This window comes from Phyllobacterium bourgognense (genome assembly GCF_003337575.1).
Lineage (GTDB): Bacteria > Pseudomonadota > Alphaproteobacteria > Rhizobiales > Rhizobiaceae > Phyllobacterium > Phyllobacterium bourgognense.
Genome location: NZ_QPJM01000004.1, coordinates 227,780 through 250,922, shown reverse-complemented (window position 1 = coordinate 250,922; position 23,143 = coordinate 227,780). Strand labels below are relative to the sequence as shown.

At 58.1% G+C, this 23,143-nt stretch carries 22 protein-coding genes, 1 tRNA gene and 1 pseudogene; 17 read left to right on the top strand and 7 right to left on the bottom strand.

Annotation, left to right across the window (positions count from 1 at the left end; genetic code table 11):
* Window positions 1-92: 92 nt before the first annotated feature.
* From C7476_RS10005 to C7476_RS09995, 3 genes are all read left to right on the top strand, one after another.
* Complete coding sequence (locus C7476_RS10005) at window positions 93-785, top strand: glutathione S-transferase family protein (RefSeq protein WP_114429772.1); 693 nt, start codon at window positions 93-95, stop codon at window positions 783-785.
* A 175-nt stretch (window positions 786-960) separates the two neighbouring features.
* Window positions 961-2,118, top strand: coding sequence for a tRNA epoxyqueuosine(34) reductase QueG (queG, locus tag C7476_RS10000; RefSeq protein WP_245426252.1), 1,158 nt, complete (start codon window positions 961-963; stop codon window positions 2,116-2,118).
* On the top strand, window positions 2,118-2,987 hold the full coding sequence (locus tag C7476_RS09995) for an SDR family oxidoreductase (protein WP_114429770.1): 870 nt from the start codon (window positions 2,118-2,120) through the stop codon (window positions 2,985-2,987). The genes queG and C7476_RS09995 overlap by 1 nt, the downstream gene beginning before the upstream one ends.
* 155 nt (window positions 2,988-3,142) lie before the next feature.
* Here C7476_RS09995 and C7476_RS09990 read toward each other — a convergent pair whose 3' ends face one another.
* The gene (locus C7476_RS09990) at window positions 3,143-4,183 is read right to left on the bottom strand and encodes a zinc-dependent alcohol dehydrogenase family protein (RefSeq protein WP_114429769.1); all 1,041 of its coding nucleotides are present in this window, start codon (window positions 4,181-4,183) and stop codon (window positions 3,143-3,145) included.
* Between the two features lie 127 nt (window positions 4,184-4,310).
* Between C7476_RS09990 and mepA the strand changes: the two genes are divergently transcribed.
* The 8 genes from mepA (at window position 4,311) to C7476_RS09950 (ending at window position 11,210) form a co-directional block, all read left to right on the top strand.
* Entirely contained in the window at window positions 4,311-5,324 is a 1,014-nt protein-coding gene (mepA, locus tag C7476_RS09985; RefSeq protein ID WP_114429768.1) for a penicillin-insensitive murein endopeptidase, read from the top strand.
* Window positions 5,325-5,473: 149 nt separating this feature from the next.
* Window positions 5,474-5,701 carry a hypothetical protein gene (locus tag C7476_RS09980; protein WP_147274641.1) on the top strand — a complete coding sequence of 76 codons (228 nt, stop codon included), beginning with the start codon at window positions 5,474-5,476 and terminating at the stop codon, window positions 5,699-5,701.
* 197 nt (window positions 5,702-5,898) lie between these two features.
* Window positions 5,899-6,354, top strand: coding sequence for a methylglyoxal synthase (locus tag C7476_RS09975; RefSeq protein WP_114429766.1), 456 nt, complete (start codon window positions 5,899-5,901; stop codon window positions 6,352-6,354).
* A 16-nt stretch (window positions 6,355-6,370) separates the two neighbouring features.
* Window positions 6,371-7,399 carry a glucokinase gene (locus C7476_RS09970; protein ID WP_114429765.1) on the top strand — a complete coding sequence of 343 codons (1,029 nt, stop codon included), beginning with the start codon at window positions 6,371-6,373 and terminating at the stop codon, window positions 7,397-7,399.
* Between the two features lie 210 nt (window positions 7,400-7,609).
* The gene (locus tag C7476_RS09965) at window positions 7,610-9,442 is read left to right on the top strand and encodes an ABC transporter ATP-binding protein (protein WP_114429764.1); all 1,833 of its coding nucleotides are present in this window, start codon (window positions 7,610-7,612) and stop codon (window positions 9,440-9,442) included.
* Window positions 9,439-10,275 carry a 4-hydroxy-tetrahydrodipicolinate reductase gene (dapB, locus tag C7476_RS09960; RefSeq protein WP_114429763.1) on the top strand — a complete coding sequence of 279 codons (837 nt, stop codon included), beginning with the start codon at window positions 9,439-9,441 and terminating at the stop codon, window positions 10,273-10,275. The genes C7476_RS09965 and dapB overlap by 4 nt, the downstream gene beginning before the upstream one ends.
* A 23-nt stretch (window positions 10,276-10,298) precedes the next feature.
* Window positions 10,299-10,919 (top strand): 2,3-bisphosphoglycerate-dependent phosphoglycerate mutase, encoded by a 621-nt coding sequence (locus C7476_RS09955; RefSeq protein WP_114429762.1) that lies wholly within the window; start codon window positions 10,299-10,301, stop codon window positions 10,917-10,919.
* Between the two features lie 206 nt (window positions 10,920-11,125).
* Window positions 11,126-11,210, top strand: a tRNA-Leu gene (locus C7476_RS09950).
* Between the two features lie 122 nt (window positions 11,211-11,332).
* Here C7476_RS09950 and C7476_RS09945 read toward each other — a convergent pair.
* Window positions 11,333-11,794: a DUF4126 family protein gene (locus tag C7476_RS09945; protein ID WP_114429908.1), complete on the bottom strand. Its 462-nt coding sequence runs from the start codon at window positions 11,792-11,794 to the stop codon at window positions 11,333-11,335.
* A 185-nt stretch (window positions 11,795-11,979) separates the two neighbouring features.
* Here C7476_RS09945 and C7476_RS09940 point away from each other — a divergent pair.
* The 3 genes and pseudogenes from C7476_RS09940 to C7476_RS09930 form a co-directional block, all read left to right on the top strand.
* A pseudogene (locus tag C7476_RS09940) lies at window positions 11,980-12,114 on the top strand (phosphohydrolase); the annotation flags it as partial.
* Between the two features lie 86 nt (window positions 12,115-12,200).
* Complete coding sequence (locus C7476_RS09935; protein WP_114429761.1) at window positions 12,201-12,401, top strand: hypothetical protein; 201 nt, start codon at window positions 12,201-12,203, stop codon at window positions 12,399-12,401.
* A gap of 112 nt (window positions 12,402-12,513) precedes the next feature.
* Entirely contained in the window at window positions 12,514-14,502 is a 1,989-nt protein-coding gene (locus tag C7476_RS09930; RefSeq protein WP_114429760.1) for a putative bifunctional diguanylate cyclase/phosphodiesterase, read from the top strand.
* Window positions 14,503-14,514: 12 nt separating this feature from the next.
* On the opposite strand, the gene C7476_RS09925 is transcribed toward C7476_RS09930, so the two are convergent.
* Both C7476_RS09925 and C7476_RS09920 read right to left on the bottom strand, forming a co-directional pair.
* Window positions 14,515-14,901: a hypothetical protein gene (locus C7476_RS09925; protein ID WP_114429759.1), complete on the bottom strand. Its 387-nt coding sequence runs from the start codon at window positions 14,899-14,901 to the stop codon at window positions 14,515-14,517.
* Window positions 14,902-14,976: 75 nt separating this feature from the next.
* The gene (locus tag C7476_RS09920; RefSeq protein WP_210207786.1) at window positions 14,977-15,387 is read right to left on the bottom strand and encodes a MarR family winged helix-turn-helix transcriptional regulator; all 411 of its coding nucleotides are present in this window, start codon (window positions 15,385-15,387) and stop codon (window positions 14,977-14,979) included.
* Between the two features lie 151 nt (window positions 15,388-15,538).
* On the opposite strand from C7476_RS09920, the gene C7476_RS09915 reads away from it, so the two are divergent.
* Window positions 15,539-15,772, top strand: a complete 234-nt coding sequence (locus tag C7476_RS09915; protein ID WP_114429758.1) for an XRE family transcriptional regulator — start codon at window positions 15,539-15,541, stop codon at window positions 15,770-15,772.
* Between the two features lie 66 nt (window positions 15,773-15,838).
* Window positions 15,839-16,333 carry a DUF1772 domain-containing protein gene (locus C7476_RS09910; RefSeq protein WP_114429757.1) on the top strand — a complete coding sequence of 165 codons (495 nt, stop codon included), beginning with the start codon at window positions 15,839-15,841 and terminating at the stop codon, window positions 16,331-16,333.
* 431 nt (window positions 16,334-16,764) lie between these two features.
* On the opposite strand, the gene C7476_RS09900 is transcribed toward C7476_RS09910, so the two are convergent.
* Window positions 16,765-17,742: a DUF2971 domain-containing protein gene (locus tag C7476_RS09900; RefSeq protein ID WP_147274640.1), complete on the bottom strand. Its 978-nt coding sequence runs from the start codon at window positions 17,740-17,742 to the stop codon at window positions 16,765-16,767.
* A gap of 302 nt (window positions 17,743-18,044) precedes the next feature.
* Entirely contained in the window at window positions 18,045-19,532 is a 1,488-nt protein-coding gene (locus C7476_RS09895) for a calcium-binding protein (protein WP_114429754.1), read from the bottom strand.
* A gap of 498 nt (window positions 19,533-20,030) precedes the next feature.
* On the opposite strand from C7476_RS09895, the gene C7476_RS09885 reads away from it, so the two are divergent.
* A complete protein-coding gene (locus C7476_RS09885) occupies window positions 20,031-21,557 on the top strand; it encodes a UxaA family hydrolase (protein WP_114429752.1) in 1,527 nt (508 codons plus the stop codon).
* 84 nt (window positions 21,558-21,641) lie between these two features.
* On the opposite strand, the gene C7476_RS09880 is transcribed toward C7476_RS09885, so the two are convergent.
* Window positions 21,642-23,123: a mannitol dehydrogenase family protein gene (locus tag C7476_RS09880; protein ID WP_114429751.1), complete on the bottom strand. Its 1,482-nt coding sequence runs from the start codon at window positions 23,121-23,123 to the stop codon at window positions 21,642-21,644.
* Window positions 23,124-23,143: the final 20 nt, after the last annotated feature.

The window sequence follows — 23,143 nt, the reverse complement described above, 5'->3', positions numbered from 1 at the left end:
GTTGCGCCTATAGGTTTGGCGCAGGTCCGACGCGGCTGTCGCGAGACGACGGTGCGGATAAAATACCAGTTTGAAAGATTTACCAATCTGCCATGTTGACGCTCTTCCATCATCCTATGTCCACCGGCTCGCGCTACACCCGGCTTATCCTCAATGAATATGACATTGAAGTGGAGCTGATCGAAGAAAACAGCTGGGCACGGCGCAAGGAGTTTCTGGCGCTCAACCCGGCGGGAACCCTGCCCGTGCTCCTGGCGGAAGGCGATGTTCCGGTTTCAGGGGCTTCCGTGATCGCCGAATATATCGATGAAACACGCGGCGCACTCAAGCGCAGCCGCCGGTTGTTTCCTGAAGATTCGCTCAACCGTGCCGAAGTACGGCGGCTGGTCGACTGGTTCCTTACAAAGCTGGAAAATGAGGTGACCCGGCACATGGCGCGTGAACGCATCTTCAAATTGCACATGACCGCCGAACAGGGTGGCGGAGCGCCGGATTCGGGCGCTATTCGTGCTGCCCGTACCAATATTACCCAGCACATGAAATATATCGACTGGCTGACGGCCACGCGCAACTGGCTGGCCGGACCGGCCCCGAGCTATGCGGACATGTCGGCCGCCGCTTCGATCTCGATTCTCGACTATCTTGGCGAAATCAAATGGGGCGATTATAAAGCGGCGCGCGACTGGTATACGCGGATGAAATCGCGTCCGTCGTTCCGGCCATTGCTGTCGGATCGGGTGCGCGGCTTGCCACCTTCATCGCATTATGGCGATCTGGATTTTTGAACTTGGTGTGGGTGCGTGGTTCGACAAGCTCACCATGAGGGAACTTGGTTGATTGCAAGATAGTTCGGAAACGTCAGCGTTTCTTGGCTCCTTGCAAAAATATCAACTTCCCTCATGGTGAGAATCCTGAGCCCGTCGAAGGGCGAACCACGCATAGGGCCAGTGCGAGATGATTTTGCACTCCGAAACATACAAACCCTCGCAAGCGCAACGCCTCAAGCAGTTCATCCTTGAGGAATCGCGTGCGGCCGGCTTCGATCTGGTCGCCATCACCAGGCCGGATGCCATCCCGTTCGCCGAAGAGCGCTTGCGCCAATATCTGGCGCTCGGACGCCATGCCAGCATGGACTGGATGCAGGAAACGGAAGAGCGCCGCGCCAGTCCGCAAAACCTGTGGCCGGAGGTGCGCTCGATCATCGTGCTTGCCATGAATTACGGACCGGACGGCAATCCTATGGCAATCCTCCAGCACAAGGACAAGGCCGCGATTTCCGTCTATGCACAGAACCGCGATTATCACGACATCATCAAAGGCAAGCTCAAGGGCGTCGCCAGCCGTTTCGCCTCCCGTGCCGCGGACGAAGACCTGAAAGTCTTCGTCGATACCGCACCGGTTATGGAAAAGCCGCTGGCCGAAGCCGCCGGCCTCGGCTGGCAGGGCAAGCACACCAATCTCGTCAGCCGCAGTCATGGCTCGTGGCTGTTTCTCGGTACGATCTTCACCACGGCGGAATTGCCGCCTGATGAACGAGAGGCAGATCATTGCGGCTCGTGTCACGCTTGCCTCGACGTGTGCCCGACCAACGCATTCCCCGCGCCTTACCAACTCGATGCGGGGCGCTGCATCTCTTATCTCACCATCGAGCACAAGGAACCCATCCCGCTCGAATTCCGCAAGGCGATGGGCAACCGCATCTATGGCTGCGACGATTGTCTCGCCGTCTGTCCGTGGAACAAATTTGCCGAGACCGCGCGTGAGACCAAGCTTCAGGCGCGCGAAGACCTGAAATCGCCGTCGCTCGCGTCGCTTCTGATGCTGGACGACGCGGCGTTCCGCACAATGTTCTCGGGGTCACCGATCAAGCGCATCGGCCGGGACCGTTTTATACGCAATGTGCTTATCGCCAGCGGCAATTCCGGCGACCCTGGCCTGATCGAAACCGTCAAGACACATCTCGCCGACCCCTCGCCCCTTGTGCGCGGCGCCGCCGTATGGGCGTTAAGTGAATTGATGGACGAAGACGGGTTCGCGGCCCTGCGCATGCACGGAGCCGCGAAGGAAAATGATGCGAGCGTCTTGACCGAGTGGCACAAAGCCGCGAAAAATCAATAATGAATATTTTTCTCTTCGGTGCCGGATACTCGGCGCGAGCCTTTGCCAAAGTCATCGATGGTCAAGCGGATTTCATCGGCGGGACGACGCGCGATAGCGCCAAATTTTCAGACCTCAAGAAGGATGGCATCACGCCGTTCCTCTTTCATGGTACCCACGCCTCGCAGGAGATCGTCGATGTACTCGCCGGTGTCACGCACCTCGTCATCTCGACGTCACCCGGGCAGAGCGGCGATCCGGTGCTGGCGCAGTTTGGCAATACCATTCGGCACGCCATGCCCAAGCTGCAATGGATCGGCTATCTTTCCACCGTCGGCGTCTACGGCAATCATGGCGGTGCATGGGTCGACGAGAGTACACCATGTCATCCGCTCTCGGCCCGCTCCACCGAACGTGTCGCTGCCGAGCAGGGCTGGCAGCAACTGGCGGATGAGCGCGGTGTTCCGCTCGCCATCTTGAGGCTTGCCGGCATTTATGGGCCGGGGCGCAACGCTTTCGTCAATCTCGCCAACGGCAGCGCGCGCCGGCTGAACAAGAGCGGGCAGGTGTTCAACCGTATCCATGTCGATGATATTGCCGGTGCTCTGGTTTTTCTCAGCCTGCGCAATGAGGCCGGCATTTTCAACATAACCGATGACGAACCGGCACCGCCGCAGGATGTCGTCGCCTATGCGGCGGAACTGATGGGCCTCGAACCCCCGGAAGAGGCCGATTTCGATACAGCGCCGCTGACGCCAATGGCACGATCGTTCTACGGCGAGAACAAACGCGTTTCCAATAAACGCATCAAAGCGCTCGGCTTTTCCTTCCGCTATCCCGACTACGGCACCGCCTTTGCGACCATGTGGCGGGATGGAAGCTGGAAATAGCGCTGCTTGCGTAGAGACCGTTTTGAGAATTCAGCCTGACGAGGCAGCCGGTACGGTTTTCGAGAACCGGAGCGCAGTGGACTTTTGGGTCCATGAGCACCCGGAAGCGCAGAAAATCGCATTGGATGCCCGTCAGGGTGGATTGGCAAAGGTCTCTAGAACCGCGTTATCACATTGATACCCAGTCCCTCGAACCGGTCCATCGCCATGAGCGCTGCGGGTGCATCATCCAGCGCGATCTCCTTGCCGATCAGCTTTTGCGGCTGCAACTTACCCGTTTCAAGCATGTCCATCAGCGCCTTGTAGCGGAAAGCCTGCATGCCATGGCTGCCATAGATCTCGAGCTCATGGGCGATGACCTTGTCCATCGGGATCGGCGGATGCGCGTGGTCGCCAAGCATCAGTCCCACCTGCACATGCCGACCGCGGCGGCGCAGGTTGGCGATAGAGTTGAAACATGTCGATGGATGGCCTAGCGCATCGATGGAGACATGCGCGCCGCCCTTGGTGATTTCCCGCACCGCACCGATCACATCCTGCGTCTCGCAGCCATTTATTGTCGCGACAGCGCCAAGCTCGCGGGCGAAGGCAAGCTTCTCTTCGGTCAGGTCAATGGCGACGACATTGGCACCCATCGCCGTTGCGATCATGATCGCCGAAAGGCCAACGCCGCCGCAGCCATGCACCGCCACCCATTCACCCGGCTTGACCTTTGCCTGATCGACGATGGCGCGAAACGAGGTCACGAAGCGACAGCCGAGGCTTGCCGCCGTGGCAAAATCCAGCGTTTCAGGCAGAGCCACGAGATTGGTATCGGCGAAATCCACCGCCACATATTCCGCAAAGGACCCCCAAGCGGTAAAACCCGGCTGAAACTGGTTTTCGCACACCTGATGGTTGCCGGAATTGCACTCGAAACAATGGCCGCAGCCGCCAACGAATGGCACGGTGACGCGCCGGCCAATCTTCCACTGCGTTACGTGTTTGCCGACGGCCTGAACGGTCCCGGCCAGTTCGTGTCCCGGCACATGCGGCAGGACGATATCGGCATCGTGCCCCATCCAGCCATGCCAGTCGCTGCGGCAGAGGCCCGTCGCCTCTACCTTGATGACCACACCCGTTGCAGCGGGTGCTGGATCCGCAACACTCTGCACGCGCGGCGTCTGGCCGAATTGCTCGAAAATGACTGCTTTCATGGCGATGTTCCGTTCGAATCAAAGTGAGGTAAGCATTGCTATATTGCGACTTTCTCGCGAATCTGGCCATCATAAAGCCCCGATCCGAAGCGTAAATTTGCCAAGGTCACTTGTGGGGACAGCGATCATGAAATCGAAAACCCTGTTGCGTCTTGCCCTCGGCGCACTCATTTCGTTCACCGGCACCATCGATGCCATTGCCGTGGATGGTCCAGCCAAGCAATTGTTCGGGGCACAGAGCCTCCCGACGGTCAGTGCACCTCAATCGGCGGGTTTTTACTCCAAGGGCTGTCTTGCAGGCGGTGTCGCGTTGCCCGTGGATGGACCGGCCTGGCAAGTGATGCGCCTGTCACGCAACCGCCGCTGGGGACACCCGCGCATGATCGCCCTTCTGGAAAAGCTGGCGCGCGATGCCGCCGCGAAGGATGGCTGGCCGGGTCTGCTCGTGGGCGACATATCGCAGCCCCGCGGTGGCCCGATGCTGACGGGACATGCCTCGCATCAGGTGGGGCTGGACGCCGATATCTGGCTGACGCCGATGCCGAAACAGCGCTTTACCGACGATCAGCGTGAGAATGTGGCAGCGACATCCATGCTCAAGGGCGACACACTTTATGTCGATCCGGACAGATGGACCCAGTCACGAACGGCGCTCCTGAAACGCGCTGCCAGCTACCCCGAAGTGGAGCGCATTTTCGTTCACCCCGGTATCAAGAAGAAGCTGTGCGACAGTGTTCAGGGCGATCGCAGCTGGATGGCGAAAATCCGGCCCTACTGGGGGCATTACTACCATTTCCACGTGCGTATTAAATGCCAGCCAGGATCGCCCAATTGCAAGCCGCAGGAGCCGATAGGTACCGATGACGGTTGTGGCAAGTCGCTTGCGTGGTGGTTTACGGACGAGCCGTGGAAAAAGGCACCCGAACCTGTCAAACCCAAGAAGCCGAAAGTGACAATGCTCTCCGAACTGCCCAAGGCTTGCGCGATGATCCTCAACGCACCCGGGCCGAAATCGGTTGATGAAGTGACCTACGGCGCAGGTGCGAAAGTTGCGCAGCCGGCTGCGGCGGGAACTCCGGCAACGGCCTATGCCCCGGAAGCGGGCGATCTGCCGGAAGACGTGCCGGTTCGAGGCCAATAACCAACAAGGAAGGCGAAATTTGCCGCGTTGGGATTTTCTTTTGTTGGAGATTGTGTCCAATATCGCCTTTTACGAGGAGATATTATGAGAGATATTTATTCCATTCCAACGGTTCGCTGGCCTGATTGTCTGGCTCAGGTTAGCTCGGCGTGCAATACGTGACTGCCAGTGAGATCGAACGGATCAAACTTCGAGCTAACTTTATCAACGGACTGGCAATCGGAGTAGTCCTGATCGGCGTATTCACGCCAATCACGCGCGCCGCATACGATCCGGCGATGAAGGGCGATGTGTTTCTGTTCATGGCGCTGTCGGCTGGGGTTTGCCTTGTGCTTGGGTTGTCCTATGCAACACGCCATCTAAGTGAGATGCTATAGTGACCATATACAACTATCTATCTTTACTGGTCCCGATCGTTGGCGTGGCTGCTGTGCTTGCGGCTCTGCACCTGCAGAAGCACTGATTGCGATCGCGTAGATAATTCAACTTCGAACTACCTCCGGCCTTTTCATGCGGTCATGAATTGAGTATAGGGTTTCAATCGATTTAGGGTTGGACCCGATACAGAGTTTTCATGACACAGCCATTTCGCCTCGCGCTGATAGCGCATGACCAGAAAAAGGACGACATGGTGGATTTTGCTCGCACCTATGAGAGGTTGCTTGCACCTTGCACGATCGTTGCCACGGGTACGACGGGCGGGCTCGTCCAGGATGCTTGCCCTTCGCTGACCATTGCGCGAGTCAAGAGCGGACCGCTTGGCGGCGACCAGCAGATCGGCGCACTGATTGCCGAGGGGAAGATCGACGGATTGATTTTCTTTGTCGACCCGCTGTCTCCTATGCCGCATGATGTCGATGTCAAGGCGTTGATGCGACTCGCAAGCGTCTACGACATTCCGATGGCCTTGAACCGGGCGACTGCCGAGGTTCTGGTGCAAAAGCGAGGTCTGCTGCGCGATGACGCGGCTGAAAATACTCTCACCGCGCCGCGGGCTCTTAACGACACGCAAGGTCGCAGTAACACGTAAAAACAGGGAAGCGATAATGGTTACACAGGCAGATACCGACCACATCATGAAATTTCCGATCCTGGTTGGTGACATCGGTGGTACCAATGCGCGATTTGCCATTCTGGTCGACGCTTATGCGGACCCGAAGGAATTTCCGGTTCTCCAGACCGCCGATTATCCGACCATCGACGAGGCGATCCAGAACGCCATTCTCGACCACACCTCGATCCAGCCGCGTTCAGCGGTCCTCGCCATCGCCGGACCGGTGGAAGGCGACGAAATCGATCTCACGAATTGCGCGTGGGTGGTCAAGCCGCACCAGATGATGGAGACGCTCGGCCTGCGCGATATCACCGTGCTCAACGATTTCGAAGCGCAGGCGCTCGCCGTCGTATCGCTTGAACCCAAGCATCTGGAAAAACTTGGCGGCGGCGCAGGCGATCCGCATGGCAGCCGCGCCGTGCTCGGACCCGGCACCGGCCTTGGCGTCGCCGGCATGGTCCGCGCACGCTCGAGCTGGGTTCCGGTTCCGGGAGAAGGCGGCCACGTCGATATGGGGCCGCGCACGCCACGCGATCTCGAAATCTTTCCGCATATCGAGCATATCGAGGGGCGCATCTCGGGCGAACAGTTGCTCTGCGGCCGTGGTCTGCAGAATATCTATCGCGCGATCTGCAAGGTTAGCGGCACAGAAGCACCGCTGCAAACGCCTGCCGATATCACTTCGGCCGGCCTTTCCGGAGAATCCGCCGAGGCCAGGGAGACATTGGCGTTGTTCGTGACCTATCTCGGCCGGCTTGCCGGTGATTTCGCCCTGACATTCATGGCTCGCGGCGGCGTTTACCTCGCCGGCGGCATCGTCCAGAAGATCATCGAGCCGTTGAAGGATCCGGCGTTCCGCCAGGCCTTCGAAGACAAGGCGCCGCATGGCGATATCCTGCGTGAGACGCCGGTTTATGTCATTACCCATCCGCTCGCGGCGCTCAGCGGCCTTTCGGCATTCGCGCGTACACCGACCCGCTTTGGTGTTTCTATTGAGGGACGGCGCTGGCGGCGCGATTAAATCCTCGGTCGGCACAAGAGCAACACTCGTCCAATCCCTGCGAAACCGCGGCCAAAACCGATAGGCAAGCCGGTTCAATAACGCTATAGGGACGTAGAGCCGTTTGGAAAGTCGCTGCGGCGACGCAGTAGAGTGTCGAAACAGGCTCTGAATAGCTGCGAGAGTAATGCTTTTGCCGGATTTTTCAGTACCAGCGAGTTGCCGCCAGTAATGAGCGAACAGACCAGGAAAAAGAAGATCGATCCGTCCGAGGCGAAGCGCGTCATCGGCCGGGTTCTTGGCGAAAATGTCCGCGATCACCGGTCTTCCTATGCCATTGCCATCGTCGCCATGCTTGCGGTTGCCTGCACGACGGCTTTCGTCGCCTATATCTTCAAGGACGTGATCAACAAGATCTATTACGAACGCCGCGAAGACCTCATACTCCCAATAAGTCTCGGCATTCTTGGTGCTTTCGTCATTCGTGGCATCGCAACTTACGTCCAGTCCGTGACCATGGCGAGAATCGGCAACAACATCGTCGCGCGTTATCAAGCCCGTGTCTTCGATCACCTGATGAAGCTCGGCCTCGACTTCTACCATGACACCCGTTCTGGCCAGCTTGCCGCCCGCATCAACCAGAACGTCGGCGGCGTGCGCGAGCTTTTGGATATCGTCGTCACGACCATTGCCAAGGACGTACCCACGCTGATCGCCCTCATCGTGAGCATGGTTCTGCTCGATCCATTCCTGTCGCTGATCGCCCTGCTCGTCGGGCCGCCGCTGATACTAGTCGTCCGCTATCTGGCGAGGCGCCTGCGCAGCATCCATCGCGAATCCGTGACGCTGAACTCGCATTTGCTCGGGGCCATGCAGGAAGCGACGCAGGGCATCGCCATCGTCAAGGCCTTCACCATGGAAGACCAGCTGCGCATCAAGATCAGCGCGCTGATCAAGCGGGCTGAGGAGCGCGCCAACAAGATCGCACGCGTTTCGGAACGTATGACGCCGATCACCGAACTCATCGCCGGCATCGCCATCGCCTCGATGATCATCTACACGGGCTACCGCGCTGTCTATAATGCCGAGCCACCCGGCGCCATGTTCGGCTTCATGACGGCGGTGCTCCTCGCCTATGATCCCGTGCGTCGTCTGGCGCGGGTCCAGGTCGGGCTCGAGCGTTCGCTGGTCAATGCGCGCATGATTTACGAGATCCTCGATATCGAGCCGCGCCAGGCGGACAGCATCGGCGCCGTGCCGATCACCGTGCAGAGCGGCGAGGTGCAATTCGACAATGTGACCTTCAGCTACGGCAATGGCGTGCCAGTGCTGCACGGCATCAGCTTCACGGCGGAAGCCGGCAAGACCACCGCCATTATCGGCGCTTCCGGCGCCGGCAAATCGACGCTGATCGGCCTCGTCCAACGCTTCTACGATATCAATGGCGGCCGTATCCTCGTCGATGGACAGGATATCGCCTATGTCAGCAAGCGCTCGCTGCGCCAGCAGATTGCCTATGTCTCGCAGCAGCCCTATCTCTTTGAAGGAACGATCGCCGACAATATCCGCTATGGCCGGCCGGATGCCACCGATGAGGACATCATCGAGGCGGCGAAGCTCGCCAACGCCGATGAGTTCATCCGCCAGCAGCCGCAAAGCTATGGCACGGAAGTCGGCGAGAACGGCGTGACGCTTTCCGGCGGCCAGCGCCAGCGGCTTTCCATCGCCCGCGCCATCGTCCGCAATGCGTCCATCCTCCTTCTCGACGAGGCGACGTCCGCACTCGACAATGAATCGGAAAAGCGCGTGCAGCAGGCACTGGAACACGTCATGCAAGGGCGTACCACCATCGTCATCGCCCACCGCCTGTCGACCATCGTCAACGCCGACCATATCGTCGTCATGGAGGCTGGGCGCGTCGTGGAGGAAGGCGTGCACGAGACGTTGCTCGCCCGTCCCAACGGGGTTTATGCCCGCTTCTACCAGTTGCAGGGCAAAGAAGAGTCGCCCATCATCGATGACAGCGAAGAAGTATCCCATCGCATAGCGAGACCAGCCGAATGAGCAGAGCGGAACAGCCCACGACGCCAATGAAACTCGCCGTTGTCGGCGCGGCGGGGCGCATGGGCCAGACGCTGATCCGCGTCATTCACGCAACCCCCGGCGCGATACTTGCCGGAGCCATTGAACGGCCCGGCTCACCCCACATCGGCGGTGATGCGGGCGAACTTGCTGGCGTCGGCAATCTTGGCGTCTCGATCACGGATGACGCGGCAGCAGCGTTTGCCGGCGTCGAGGGCGTGCTCGATTTCACTACGCCTGCCGCGACCGTTCTCTTTTCCGGGCTGGCCGCACAGGCACGTATCGTCCACGTCATTGGCACGACCGGCTGCACAAGCGAAGACGAGGCAAAGATTGCCGCAGCCGCCCGTCATGCGGTCGTCATCAAATCCGGCAATATGAGCCTTGGCGTCAATCTGCTCGCCGTCCTCGTCAAACAGGCGGCGCGTGCGCTCGGCGCTGATGATTTCGATATCGAGATTCTGGAAATGCACCACAAGCACAAGGTCGACGCGCCATCCGGCACCGCATTGCTGCTGGGCGAAGCCGCCGCCGAAGGGCGCGACATCGGGCTCGGCCAGCACAGCGTGCGGGTGCGCGACGGCCACACCGGTGCGCGCGAGAGTGGGACGATCGGTTTTGCCGCATTGCGCGGCGGCTCCGTCGTTGGCGACCATTCCGTCATCCTTGCCGGTCAGGGCGAGCGCATCACGCTCTCGCACCATGCGGAAGACCGCACGATATTCGCGCGCGGTGCCGTCAAGGCGGCACTTTGGGGCAAAGGCCGCAAACCCGGCCTTTATGCCATGTCCGACGTCCTCGGTCTCAATTCATAAGTCTGTCAAACAGGAGTACTGCAATGTCCGGAACCCTCGTCCTTGTCCGCCATGGCCAGAGCGAATGGAATTTGAAGAACCTCTTCACCGGCTGGCGCGACCCCGCGCTTACCGAGCTCGGCCATGAGGAAGCCAAGGATGCCGGCCAGCGGCTGAAGGCCATGGGATTGCATTTCGACATCGCCTTTACATCGGTGCTCTCGCGCGCCGAGGCGACCCTCGACCACATTCTCGAGGAGGTTGGCCAGACCGGCCTCGAAACGATCCGCCACCAGGCCTTGAACGAACGCGACTATGGCGACCTGTCCGGCCTCAACAAGGATGATGCCCGCGTTAAGTGGGGCGAAGAGCAGGTGCATGTCTGGCGCCGGTCCTATGACGTTCCGCCGCCCGGCGGTGAAAGCTTGCGCGATACCGGCGCGCGCGTCTGGCCCTATTACATGCACGACATGCAGCCGCATGTGCTGCGCGGCGAAAACGTATTGGTGGTCGCGCATGGCAATTCGCTGCGCTCGCTGGTCATGGCTCTGGACGGCCTGACGGGCGAGGAGATCGTCGCACAGGAAATCGCGACCGGCGTTCCGATCATCTACAAGCTCAACGCAGATTCGACGGTCGCTTCCAAGGAAGTTCTCGAAGGCTGACCATGGTCTGTTGAGATTCATGTCAGGGCGAGGCGAAAACGGTGGTTTTCGAGCACCGGAGCGCAGCGTACTTTAGGGTACGTGAGCACCGGAGCGCAGAAAAACGCCGTTTGCAGGCCGCCATGGTATGAAGCCGACGATCGCTGACGAATTCCCCGGCAAATGGATTGACAGACTCTGAAGCGCCCCTTACATGGAACCCCGCTGCCCAGATGGCGGAATTGGTAGACGCGCACGGTTCAGGTCCGTGTGCCGCAAGGCGTGGAGGTTCGAGTCCTCTTCTGGGCACCAAATTCCCGTTTCATACCGTCAATACGGTATTGAAGTCAGACAAAAGCCCGGGTTTTCCGGGCTTTTTGTTTTTTAGTTCCCTTGGAGCGCCCCCGAACCTGCCCGAGTGAAATCATTGGCACTTACGGCAAAGCAGCGACAATCAGGAAGGCTGCAACTATTGCCACGACGTCTTCGATGATCGCGGCCGGTCGGTCCTGACCAAAGCTACTGGCAAGGCGCCCTCGGATTTCGGCGCCCGCCAGAGTGCCGATCACTGCGCCGATCGCGCCCGCGGCAACGCCGCCCAAAGCCCAACCGCCACTGATTCCAACCGCCGCGCCACATAAGGCGCCCATGACAATACGTGCACCAAACTGCACCGGGACCTTTCGGCTTGGCGTGGACGGCAGTTGGTCGGTGACCAACTCCACGATGGCCAAGGCGGTAAATATCCAGGGTGTGAATGCATACCCGAGGAATGCGAGCCAACTGTCACCGAGATGCAGCCAACCGAGGTGAGCAGCCCAGCTGATAGCCGCCGGGGCCGTCATTGCACGCAAACCAGCTACAATCCCGATCAGAAGTGCCAAGAGCAAGATCATCATGTTCCTTTGTCCAATCCGATAGGCGGGTCCGTTTTCAATGTGAATATGACACGAACAAAGTTTGGTGCAACTCCAGCGCGCCACAGCGTTCCGCATGCAACCGCGCTTGGGTGGCTTGCGCCCCCCTATAAACACAGCCTATCCGGTCCGTGGAGCGGACACATTATCCCTCCGCATATCTCTTCTACGATGGCATCAAGCACAAGCCCGACACCACCTTCGGTAGCGTCAAGGCCGATGTGCTTGCCGACAAGACCCCACATTTTCACCGTGGCAACTTCTGCAGCATCATTCGCGGCTCGGCATGGAAAGCATAAGCGAGATCATGCCCAGGGTCTTTTTTGTGTGCGCTTCAATGACTATCTAAGGGTCAAATCGAAGCACATACAAAGGAGCCCTGGCGATGTCCCGGCTAGACACGACCGTTCGCGTGTTCATTGTCGAAGGACGGTTGACGATAACGGCAATCAAATATCCATGCGCCAAGGACGCCTTGCACGCGGTACACAAACATCCGGTCCTGCAAGTGGAGGTCGAGGGTGAAGACATAATGCTGCCGGAGGAGTTTATGACCTATTGCGCTGATCGTGGCCTGAAAAATTAACACTCGTATGGTTGGGTGAGCGTGTCCGCTCGCAAAAGTTACCAATAATTATGCAGAAGGCGGTTAAGTTGCCTTTCAGCAATAATAACAATGCATTTCTGGCAGAGACGCGATGAGTCCCAACCAACCTGCAGAAGCGCTTGCGCTGCCCTTGCAGCATCTGATCGCCGCCGACCAGCTGATGGCCGTGCGCCGCAGCATGCTCATTTCCGTTCCCGTGAGTATCGTCCTCGGGCTGATCAGCCTGCTCGTCGCTCTTCACTACGGACAAGGACTGGCCGGTTTGTTGTGGTTTCTCGCTTCGAGCCTCGTGAATGTGGTCCGGATGCTTCTGTGCCGTTCTCCGGTGCGGCTGGTTGATCCCGGTGCCCCCGTGAAGCCAAACAATCTAGACCCCGCCTCGGTAAGACAACATCTTTTCCTGCAGTCGCTCGTGGCTGCGGCCTCAGGTGTGGTATGGGCTTTCATCGCAATTCTGTGCGACGGTTATACCGCCCCGCAATCGGTATTCTACCTGGTCGTCCTGTGCGGGATTACCGCGGGCGCAATTACCGCCGGCTTTGCCTATGCGCTGATGCCAATCTGTTACATTGTACCGGTTCTACTGTCGGTTGCCGGATGCCTCGTCTATGCCGGTGGCTTTGACCGGTATTGTCTGGCAGCAACGACGATAATTTACCTCGCCGCGCTCATACGCGGCGCACGGGAAAGCGAAGCATTGTTCCGTCAGTCCAGCAGGCTGAAGAACGAGGCCACCGCAATGGCAATTTCTCTGGAAGCGGCCAGGGATCAGGCGACGCAAGCCGCTGCCAAAATGGGACATCGCGCCGCCCACGACGAATTGACGGGTCTTCTCAACCGCAGCGGGTTCATGCAGGAAGTTGCATCTTTGCCCTCTGCCAGCACAACCGGATTCGCGCTCATGCTGCTCGATCTGGATGGTTTCAAGTCGATCAATGACGCATTCGGTCACAAAGCGGGCGACAGGGTGCTCGTGGAAGTCGGCAGGAGGCTTCGTCAGAGTCTGAGTAACGACGTACTTGTGGCACGTCTGGGTGGAGATGAATTTGCCGTTCTGCTCGACACCGCGTGTCGTGACGAGACGCCGTCAATACTCGCCACCAAGTTGATCGCCGCAATATCCATTCCGTTCGCCACCTTCGATGCCGGCCGTATCGGCGTCAGCATCGGCGTTTGTGTATCCAGAGAACGTGACGTCGACGAGATGCTGGTCCGTGCGGATGCGGCGCTTTACAGGGCGAAGTCACAGGGCCGCAATCGGCATTATGTGTTCGACGACGATTTGCGCGATCACCTCGCGATGCGGCGCGATATAGAGCGCGACGTTGCCAAGGCATTGAGCAATGACGCATTGGAGGTCTGGTTTCAGCCAATTTTGGGAGATGGCGGGCGCAAGATTACCGATCTCGAAGCGCTCGTACGATGGAACCACCCGCGACACGGCTGGATTCCCCCGACGGATCTGGTAGCGGTGGCATCGTTTTCCGGACTTGCCGAACCGCTGTTCCGATACATATTGAAGGACGTCTGCGCCATGATGCAGACATTGCGCGCAATGAACCTCGGTCATTTGCGTGTGGCGATGAACATGTCCCCGCGCGAGATGTCTCAACTCGCCGTAGACGATTTGATCATCGCCAAACTGCGCAAACTCGATCTGCCGGCTTCCATGCTGGAGATCGAGATCACCGAAGACACGGCAAAGGACATCAGCTCGGTGCAAGGCAAACTGGCTGCCTTGGCCAAAGAAGGCGTGCGCATTGCCATCGATGATTTTGGCGTCGGCTATTCGTCAATGTCATCGCTTCGGCTATTGCATGTCGACCGGATCAAGATTGACCGTTCTTTCATCTTCGGCATCGCAGAGTCTGTGGATGATCGCAAAGTCGTGCAGTCCATTCTCGGCCTTGGCAAGTCACTCGGAATCGAGGTCGTGGCCGAAGGCGTCGAGACTGAAGCCGACCTGCGCATTCTGCGGCAACTCGGCTGCGTGAGCATGCAGGGTCATTATTTTGCAAAGCCTATGCCGCATCACGAAGCGATCGACTGGATCAACCAGTCCAGATCGCTCGTGCAGTAATGCGGTATCCCGCTAGTTCAACAGTGCCGGATCTGTCTCCACCTCGATCCGGTCCGCCACGCGCCGGATAAGCAGCGCCGGCTGTTTCTCGCCAACGGCAACCGGGATCGAGATCGAGTGTGATTGGCCCGGCTGCAGTATCGCAGAGAACCTTACCACGGCGTGATTTCCGGTCTCGGAACTGACGGCTGCGTTCTTCGTATCGACTGTTGTCACGACATGCCAGCCATCGCTTTGGCTGACCCAGTAGGTAACGGCGGACGTATCACTACCAAGGGTCGTAACGACGGCTTGCCCTTCTTTCACATTGCGATCTGGTTCGGTGGCCTGAACCGGCGATGTTGCTGCGATCATGCCATACAGGACGGCACTGCCAGCAATTTTCAAATATCCAGTCATTTCAGTCTCCTATATGTTGCAACGCTATGTGCATATGCACACTATCCGACACGCAATTTCGACCTCTGAGATATTCTAGGTACTGCGTGTCATCTCGAAAAAATCATGCCGCCATTGTGCGGCTCGTTCGGACCCTACCTGGGCCTCGAATTCGTCTTGAGCCTTTTGCCATAACGGTCTGGCCTCCCGGACCTTGCTCTGGCCCGGTTCTGTCAGTGACAGCACCAGCTTTCGCGGCTCGTCAAGCGCCGGTTCTGTTTTCAGCCAGCCATCACGTTGCATTGGTTTGATGGCCCGTACCAATGACGTCCTGTCCATGACCATTGCCTGCACCAGCTCGCTCATTGTCATACCCGGTCTCTCATTGAGCAACACCAATATCGAGAACTGGGTAGTCGTCACGTGCGCTGCCGCAAGATGCCGCTCATAAAGCCTCGTAATGTAACGAGCAGCACGCCGTGTCGCGAAACCATTGCACGCATCCATGGACGATGTTTCATTCATGAGGAGGGATATAACTGTGCATATGCACTTTGTCAAGGCCATCCTGATATTGGAGTCTGCTGCCTCTGCTTGGAACCAAACATGGTCCGGCGCATTTCGGGAGACCGAAACTTGTCAGATCCGGAGATCCGCCATGGCCGACACAATTGAAGCGACGGCTTCCGCCATCGTCGCCAGCGCTAATCTGGTGAAAATGATCAAGCAAAAATTCAATTACACTGTCGAGGATCTCGCCATTGCGTGCGGTCTGACCGTCGATGAACTCAATGGCATCGAGATGGGTCAGGATGCCGAGCCGGGGAAACTGCATCGCATTGCCCATTCCGTTGGCCTTCCGGGCGATATTGCCGGCGCTCCTCAGACTTGATCCGATTGTCGGAATGACGGCCTCCCATACGTCATTCTTTCAGGATCACCATCGGGAGAATTCGTCATGGATACCTTCATGCATATTCTGTCGCTGCTGCTCGTGGCCGTCGCGATGGGACTTTCATTGGCACATGCGCTGGAGTTTCCGGGGAAGAAGCGACTGAACAAGGATCAATACGGCATTGTCCAGCCGATCTATTACCCAGGCTTCACCTTTGGCGGCCTTGTCGGCGAGTTCGGCGGCATCGTGGCTCTCGCCATTCTTCTCTTGATCCTGCCCTATGGCACCACACGCTTCTGGTGGAGCGCCGCAGCGCTCGCATGCCTCGTCGTCGTCAATCTCATCTATTGGGCGTTCACCCACAGAGTGAACAATTTCTGGCTGAGGGATACCAAATTATCCGGCGCCGGAAACACCTTCTTTTCGAGTTTCGCTGGCAAAGGCGGCAAAGAGGACTGGAAGCAGTTGCGGAACATCTGGGAATATTCGCATGTCGCACGCGCTGTCTTTGCGATACTCAGCCTTGTCTCGATAGCCATCGCATTGACCGCGTCGTAAATCACGACCTAATCAGAATTATCCGAATACGACCCGTCATCGTCCTGAACGGTAGGACGGTCATCGAGGTCGGATTGATAAGCGAGAAGAACAATAGCGAAGATTCCCAGGACTATGGTTAGGTCGTGCATGTGACTATTCTCCTTGGGCGGAAACAGCACCCTCGGCGCGAAGGTTGAAAGCGAGGTTGTGCTCAGTTTAGGTCTGTTTTTGATCAAAAGGAGGCTTGAGGACGACGATTCCGCGAAGTTTGATCACACTGCATTTACCAGAGCCTTTCATGACCAAATAGCGTCTGTTCTGCGGGAGGGAGATCGTCACAAGGTCAAGGGATTTGCCGGCGCCGATGTCTTTCCGTCGGACGGTGCCGAAGCTTGATGGCTTTGGCCCGAATCCACCCGAAAGGACGTTTCCATTCAGACATGAAAAAGCTATCCCATTGCCTTCGCACGCACAGGCATCCCCGATATGACAACCTTCGATGCGGGATCATCGATCTTTCTCTGTGCCAATTTTGCGATGATCGCATCGCGGATCGGCCCGGCATAGGCTGTCGGACCAATGATCACGCGGTCGATGAGCTCGGGCAGTTCTATACCCATCACATTGTCGGCGGGGTTGTTTTTCAGCGGCATCCGGTAGACCGTCTGCGGGACTCCATCGATGACGTCATGGTGTTCGATCAGCTGGGGTGATGGCCAGAGTAGGGGATTGGTCAATACACGCCACTCGCGCTCGTCGCCCAGAGCCGGATGTTTGGAGCATGTCGCCGCGAAGACCAGCATCAGGAACAGCATCTCGATCAGTGCGGGCTTCGGTAATTTCGACAGGAAATCCTTATTGGCGGACACGCGCTGGGCGACGACCTTGAACTCGTTGTCGAGCTGGTGCCGCGTCCAGTACGCCACCGGGCTCGAATAGGCTTTAAGAGCTTCCGTCACCTGCATGAAAGGCGCGACCTTGACGACGACGGCGATCCCCGTTTCGCCCTGTTCGTAGGCCCGCCACAGCGATAGCCGGCCGGTGTCATTTTCAGCGGGATCATGTTCGGCGACCGACAGGACATAGGATTGAGTGCGCAAGCTCGGCAACGCCTGGTAGTATTTCTTGATTGCCTCACCCCAAACCCCCGGACTGCTGGCTTCGAGCGCTTTCGCCAGGGGCTCGCTGCTTTCCCCGTCATTGTTCCACTGGTGCAGCTGCATGACCCCTTGTTCCACATCGCGATAGTCGTTCATGCATCGCGTGTTTCGGAACCGTATTTCCTCCTGATCGAGAATGCGAAACAGATTTTCAGCCGTGGTATAATGGACGAAGCGGGAATGTCCCTTGATGGCCAGACGCCTGTCAAAAGTGGTTGGCATGAAGACGCTGAGCATCTTGACTACGTTAGGGTCCCAGTCTTCCAAATTATTCCTCAAATGCTTGAACCGTGCCGATATGCGAATCTGCACGGTTCATAGTGTTCTGATGCGGGGTTTCAGTCCCCCAGAATAAGACCGACCGCGGGCATTGTACACTGCTGTCGAGGTAGGCCCCCGCAATAATACAACTCCTCAGAGACAATATTGAAACTCGGTGCGGCGAGGCATGTGGCGCGGTTTTTGGGGTCGCCCTTGCGACGAGCGCAGCGTACTTTAAGGTACGTGAGCACCGGAAGCGCAGAAAAATCGCGTCAGATGACCGTTGCAGTAGAGTTTCAAATCGATCCTCACATCACGAAGTCATGCACCGACAGTCCATCCTCGACATGCCCCGAGACCTCGGCGATCAGGTCGGCGATACCATCGCCATCCGTGTCGCCTTCGACCAGCCAATGGTCGATGGCCGTGCCGCCCGAGTGGTCCTGTGGAGCCTGGAAAACCCGCAATTCGCCGGCGACACCGGAGAAGTCGCTCTCGCCGATGAAATGGAAATCCTGATTGCCCGAGGTGCTCGTGTCGGCATCGACCCGGCTGAGATCGATCCTGTCGCCTTCGCCGGCGTTGAAATCGACGATCGAGGTCACGGTGCTGTGTCCGCCCTGGGTCTGGAAACCGGTTTCGACCTGACCGAAGATGAACGTGTCTGCGCCGGTCCCGCCGGCAAGGATATCGGATCCCGGGCCGCCAATGAGTTGATCATCCCCGGCACCACCGTTCAGCGTGTCGTTGCCGGTGCTGCCATCGAGCGTATCGTTGTTGTCTCCGCCGCGCAGGAAATCATCGCCGGAACCACCAAGGAGATGATCAGCGCCCGCGCCGCCATCCAGCCAGTCTGTGCCTGAACCGCCAACAAGCGTGTCATCGCCAGCCCCGCCGTTCAGCCGGTCCTCGCCCATGCCGCCATCGAGCGTGTCATTGCCATCACCGCCGTAGAGCCAGTCCTGTCCCGATCCGCCTTCCAGCCGGTCATCGCCGGCTCCACCGTCCATCCAGTCAGTGCCCCGTCCGCCCGCGACATAATCGGCGCCCTCGCCGCCGTTGAGCCTGTCATCACCGGAGCCACCACTTAACACGTCGTCGCCGGCGCCGCCAATAAGCGTATCATTGCCGCGGCCGCCATCGAGCAAATCGTTGCCTTCGCCGCCATCGAGATAATCGGCACCGTTGCCGCCATCGAGCCAATCTGTGCCGGAACCGCCAAGAAGGTGATCATCGCCATTGCCGCCATCGAGGCGATCCTCGCCAGCACCGCCATTGAGCGTATCGTCGCCGTCCCGGCCATAGAGATAGTCCTCGCCGTCACCGCCGAGAAGCTGGTCTTCGCCAGCCCCGCCGTCGAGCCAGTCAGTACCTGCGCCACCGACCAGCGTGTCATTGCCTTCACCACCGGAGAGACCGTCATCGCCATCGAGGCCGACGAGCACATTGTCACCGGCATCGCCGGAGAGCTTGTCGTCAAAGGCCGAACCCACGAGATTCTCGAAGCCGACGGCAAGCCGATCGCCTTCGGCATCGCCGCCCCACGTACCGAGCGCACCTGATCCATCGAGGCCACCAAGGTGGACCATCACACCTTCGGACGAACCGACATAGGCCAGCGTATCGATGCCTTCATAACCGAAGAGCAGATCGCTGCCGGCCTTGCCCTGGATAAAGTCATTGCCGCTGCCGCCGAACAAAATATCGGGTCCGTCGCCACCGGTGAGTATCTGGTCCAGTCCGTTTTCCGGGTGGATATTGAGGAGGTCGAGCAGGGAATTGTTCAGCGCCATCATGGCCCCCGTTTTGAGACAGTTAGGAACGAATTTATTGAGCTATATTTGGATATAGAACTAAATTTGGTATTTCATGCAAATGAATTTTTCATAACGAAGTATCGCAAAATATAATTGAAATGTACTTCAAATTTTGAATTAGTTTATGCTTTTGAATATTGTCAATCTTCAGTGCGTCAGCCTGCTGAAAGCGTGCGCCGTACCGGTCGTTACGGTCCGCAGTAGCCAAAATTTTGCGCCGCACCGGCTAATTACGGACTACACATTCCCGATCGAAATTTTCAAACGCAGGGCCTCGAATCCCATCCATGTTTTGCCGAAGAAAGCCGTAAAATGGGACAAGACTCAGCGATTCTCATGCAAGAATGTACGAAACTGGCGTAAGAATTTCAGCCGACGCGTGTAATTCGGTTGCAAGCGGTTGATTGGGTCCAACTTGCCACATTGCAACTGGCGCCGGATCTAATTAATATATTAATTGACCAGTTGGAGAATTCGATGGACACGCTTACCGCTCCCCGGCACTTGCGCCTTCACGCCAGCGACAATGTGATTGTTGCTGTCGATACGTTCCAGGTGGGCCAAAAAATTGAGGCTGTGACCGTGGCAAGCCGCGTGCCACGCGGGCACAAGCTGGCTTCCCGCGTGATTGCGGCCGGTGAACCAGTGCGCAAGTTCGGCCAGATCATCGGCTCCGCCTCCAAGCGGATCGAAGCCGGCGAATGGGTACACGAACACAATCTCGACTACAGCAATTTCGTTCGCGAACCGGATGCAACGCACCTGGTTCCTGCAAATGGCATGTTGCCCATAGAGCAGCGTGCAACGTTTGAGGGCTTCCGCCGGACCAACGGCCGCGCAGGCACCCGCAACTATATCGGCGTACTGACCTCCGTAAACTGTTCGGCTTCCGTCGCGCGGTTCATCGCAGAGGCGGTGCAGAAATCCGGTCTGCTTGACGAATATCCGATGATCGACGGCATTATTCCGCTGGTGCATGGCGGCGGTTGTGCGCTCGACGTCAAGGGCGAAGGCTACGAAGTGCTGAAGCGTACCCAGTGGGGCTATGCGTCCAATCCGAACATTGCCGCCGTGCTGATGGTGGGGCTCGGCTGCGAAGGGTTCCAGATCGGCCGCTGGAAAGAAGCCTATAATATCGTAGAGAGTGACACGTTCCGCAGTCTGACGATCCAGGAAGTCGGCGGTACGCGCAAGACCATGGAGGCAGGTATTGCGGCCGTACGCGACATGCTGCCGACCGCCGCCAATGTGAAACGAGAGACCATCCCGGCATCAGAACTTATGCTCGCCCTGCAGTGTGGCGGTTCCGACGGCTATTCTGGCATCACCGCCAATCCGGCGCTCGGCGCTGCCGTCGATCTTCTGGTGCAGCAGGGAGGCACTGCGATCCTTTCGGAAACACCGGAGATTTACGGAGCCGAGCATCTGCTCATCGAGCGCGCTTCCAACCCGGAAGCTGTCGAGCGCCTGCAATCTATCATCGCCTGGTGGGAGGATTATACCGCCCGCAACAAGATGGAAATGAACAATAATCCCTCGCCTGGAAACAAGGCTGGCGGCTTGACCACAATTCTGGAAAAGTCCCTTGGGGCCGTGGCCAAATCCGGCACGACACCGCTTGAAGCGGTTTACGGTTATGCGGAGCCTGTCACCGCGCACGGTCTCGTTTTCATGGATACGCCTGGCTATGATCCAGTTTCAGCAACGGGACAGGTCGCGGGCGGTGCCAATATCCTCGCATTCACCACAGGGCGCGGTTCGGCCTATGGCTGCAAGCCGACGCCATCGATCAAGCTTGCCACCAATACGCCGATGTACACCCAGATGATCGAGGACATGGACATCAATTGCGGCGATGTGCTCGACGGCGTGTCGATCGCGGACAAAGGCCGCGAGATTTTCGAGCATATTCTCAAGATCGCTTCAGGCCAGCGCAGCAAATCCGAAGAGCTCGGCTATGGCGACGCTGAATTCGTGCCCTGGCAGATCGGCGCCACGATGTAAGCAGCCGGAACAGCTGCATGACCAGTTTCTTGCCGGGAAATCGCGCCGTGCCAGCTAGATCGAGATGGCAAGAGCTTCCGCGCCTTATGACGTCATCGCGGCAACGGTTCGTGCTGCGCCATCCTCTAGAAGCTTTTCCAGAGCGCGGACGACGCTTTGGCGAAATTCCAGGTTTCCGGGAAGGTCTTTGCCGAAGATCTGGTCAAGACCGAGATAGGCATTCACAAGGTCGTCAGAGGATGTTTTCCCGGTTGTGCGCTGCTTGAATTGGTCAGCGAGCGGATCGCGCACATCGATCAGCTTGCCGTTTTCGTCCACTCCCGTGGCGTAGCGCATCCAGCCGGCGACGCCGAAAGCGAGACGGTCGAAAGGTTTCTTCTGTTCCAAACGCTGCCGGATCGTGTTCAACAAGCGTTGCGGCAGTTTCTGCGAGCCGTCCATCGCGATCTGCCACGTGCGATGGCGCAGGGCCGGGTTGCGAAAGCGTTCGCGCAATTGAGCCTTATACGCGTCCAGGTCAAACCCTGGAAGCGGCGGAAGTGTCGGCGTGATTTCCTCGTCCATCATTGCTTCAATGAAAGCACTGAAGCCCTCGGCCTTCATCACATCGGACACGGTCTCATGACCCGCGAGATAACCGAGATAAGCCAAGGTTGAGTGGCTGCCGTTCAACAACCGGAGCTTCATCAGTTCAAATGCATCGACATTATCGACGAATGTTGCGCCGAATTTCTCCCATGCCGGACGGCCGGAAGGGAAATGATCCTCCACCACCCACTGCGTGAAGGGCTCGGTCATGATAGGCCATGCATCGAATAGTCCAGTGGCCTGGGCCGTCACGGTGCAATCTGCATCGGTCGTAGCCGGGACAATCCGGTCAACCATGGTCGAAGGAAAGGCAATGTTTTCGCCAATGTACCGCCCAAGCCCGGCGTCGCGCAGTTCAGCAAAACGTGTGACCACCCGCTTCAGCGTTTCGCCATTGGAGGGGAGGTTATCGCAAGACAACAGCGTGAAAGGCGCGGTACCATTGGCACGGCGCCGGGCCAGTGCTTCTACGATAAAACCAATAGCCGAGCGCGGTGTAGCAGGATCAGCAAGGTCGTGGACGATATCGGCATGAGATTCGTCGAGCGATGCCGTGGCGGGCGAATAGCAATACCCCTTTTCCGTCACGGTCAAGGAAACAATCCTGACGTCGGGGTTTGTCATTGCAGCGAGCACTGATTCCGGATTTTCGGGTGCGACCAGAACTTTTGCGACGCTGCCAATCACACGGAAGCTATCGCCGCCGCCATCGCGGGATGCAACCGTATAAAGCCCGTCTTGCGGTTCGATTGCCTCTCTCGTATCGCCGCTGCGCAACGAAACACCCAGTATGCCCCAGCGATTGTCGCCACTGGCGAGTACGCTGTCCGTATAGACGGCCTGATGTGCTCGATGGAATGCACCGATGCCAAGATGCACGATACCAATGCGAACCTGGCTTCTATCATAGCCGGGTTGCTTCACATTCGTTGCCAGATGATGCAGCGTCTGGGCCGATAGGCGGAGCTTTTCAGTCATTTTGTGCCTGCAATTGTGGT

What these genes read in the sequence shown, in the direction of transcription:
- C7476_RS09955 (WP_114429762.1), top strand. Translation starts at nt 10,299, where the DNA reads ATGTCCGGAACCCTCGTCCTTGTCCGCCATGGCCAGAGCGAATGGAAT.
- C7476_RS09930 (WP_114429760.1), top strand. Translation starts at nt 12,514, where the DNA reads ATGAGTCCCAACCAACCTGCAGAAGCGCTTGCGCTGCCCTTGCAGCAT.
- C7476_RS10005 (WP_114429772.1), top strand. Translation starts at nt 93, where the DNA reads ATGTTGACGCTCTTCCATCATCCTATGTCCACCGGCTCGCGCTACACC.
- C7476_RS09895 (WP_114429754.1), bottom strand. Translation starts at nt 19,532, where the DNA reads ATGATGGCGCTGAACAATTCCCTGCTCGACCTCCTCAATATCCACCCG.
- C7476_RS09885 (WP_114429752.1), top strand. Translation starts at nt 20,031, where the DNA reads ATGGACACGCTTACCGCTCCCCGGCACTTGCGCCTTCACGCCAGCGAC.
- C7476_RS09975 (WP_114429766.1), top strand. Translation starts at nt 5,899, where the DNA reads ATGACACAGCCATTTCGCCTCGCGCTGATAGCGCATGACCAGAAAAAG.
- C7476_RS09945 (WP_114429908.1), bottom strand. Translation starts at nt 11,794, where the DNA reads ATGATCTTGCTCTTGGCACTTCTGATCGGGATTGTAGCTGGTTTGCGT.
- dapB (WP_114429763.1), top strand. Translation starts at nt 9,439, where the DNA reads ATGAGCAGAGCGGAACAGCCCACGACGCCAATGAAACTCGCCGTTGTC.
- C7476_RS09920 (WP_210207786.1), bottom strand. Translation starts at nt 15,387, where the DNA reads ATGGATGCGTGCAATGGTTTCGCGACACGGCGTGCTGCTCGTTACATT.
- C7476_RS09915 (WP_114429758.1), top strand. Translation starts at nt 15,539, where the DNA reads ATGGCCGACACAATTGAAGCGACGGCTTCCGCCATCGTCGCCAGCGCT.
- C7476_RS09880 (WP_114429751.1), bottom strand. Translation starts at nt 23,123, where the DNA reads ATGACTGAAAAGCTCCGCCTATCGGCCCAGACGCTGCATCATCTGGCA.
- C7476_RS09935 (WP_114429761.1), top strand. Translation starts at nt 12,201, where the DNA reads ATGTCCCGGCTAGACACGACCGTTCGCGTGTTCATTGTCGAAGGACGG.
- C7476_RS09995 (WP_114429770.1), top strand. Translation starts at nt 2,118, where the DNA reads ATGAATATTTTTCTCTTCGGTGCCGGATACTCGGCGCGAGCCTTTGCC.
- C7476_RS09965 (WP_114429764.1), top strand. Translation starts at nt 7,610, where the DNA reads ATGAGCGAACAGACCAGGAAAAAGAAGATCGATCCGTCCGAGGCGAAG.
- mepA (WP_114429768.1), top strand. Translation starts at nt 4,311, where the DNA reads ATGAAATCGAAAACCCTGTTGCGTCTTGCCCTCGGCGCACTCATTTCG.
- C7476_RS09925 (WP_114429759.1), bottom strand. Translation starts at nt 14,901, where the DNA reads ATGACTGGATATTTGAAAATTGCTGGCAGTGCCGTCCTGTATGGCATG.
- C7476_RS09910 (WP_114429757.1), top strand. Translation starts at nt 15,839, where the DNA reads ATGGATACCTTCATGCATATTCTGTCGCTGCTGCTCGTGGCCGTCGCG.
- C7476_RS09970 (WP_114429765.1), top strand. Translation starts at nt 6,371, where the DNA reads ATGGTTACACAGGCAGATACCGACCACATCATGAAATTTCCGATCCTG.
- C7476_RS09990 (WP_114429769.1), bottom strand. Translation starts at nt 4,183, where the DNA reads ATGAAAGCAGTCATTTTCGAGCAATTCGGCCAGACGCCGCGCGTGCAG.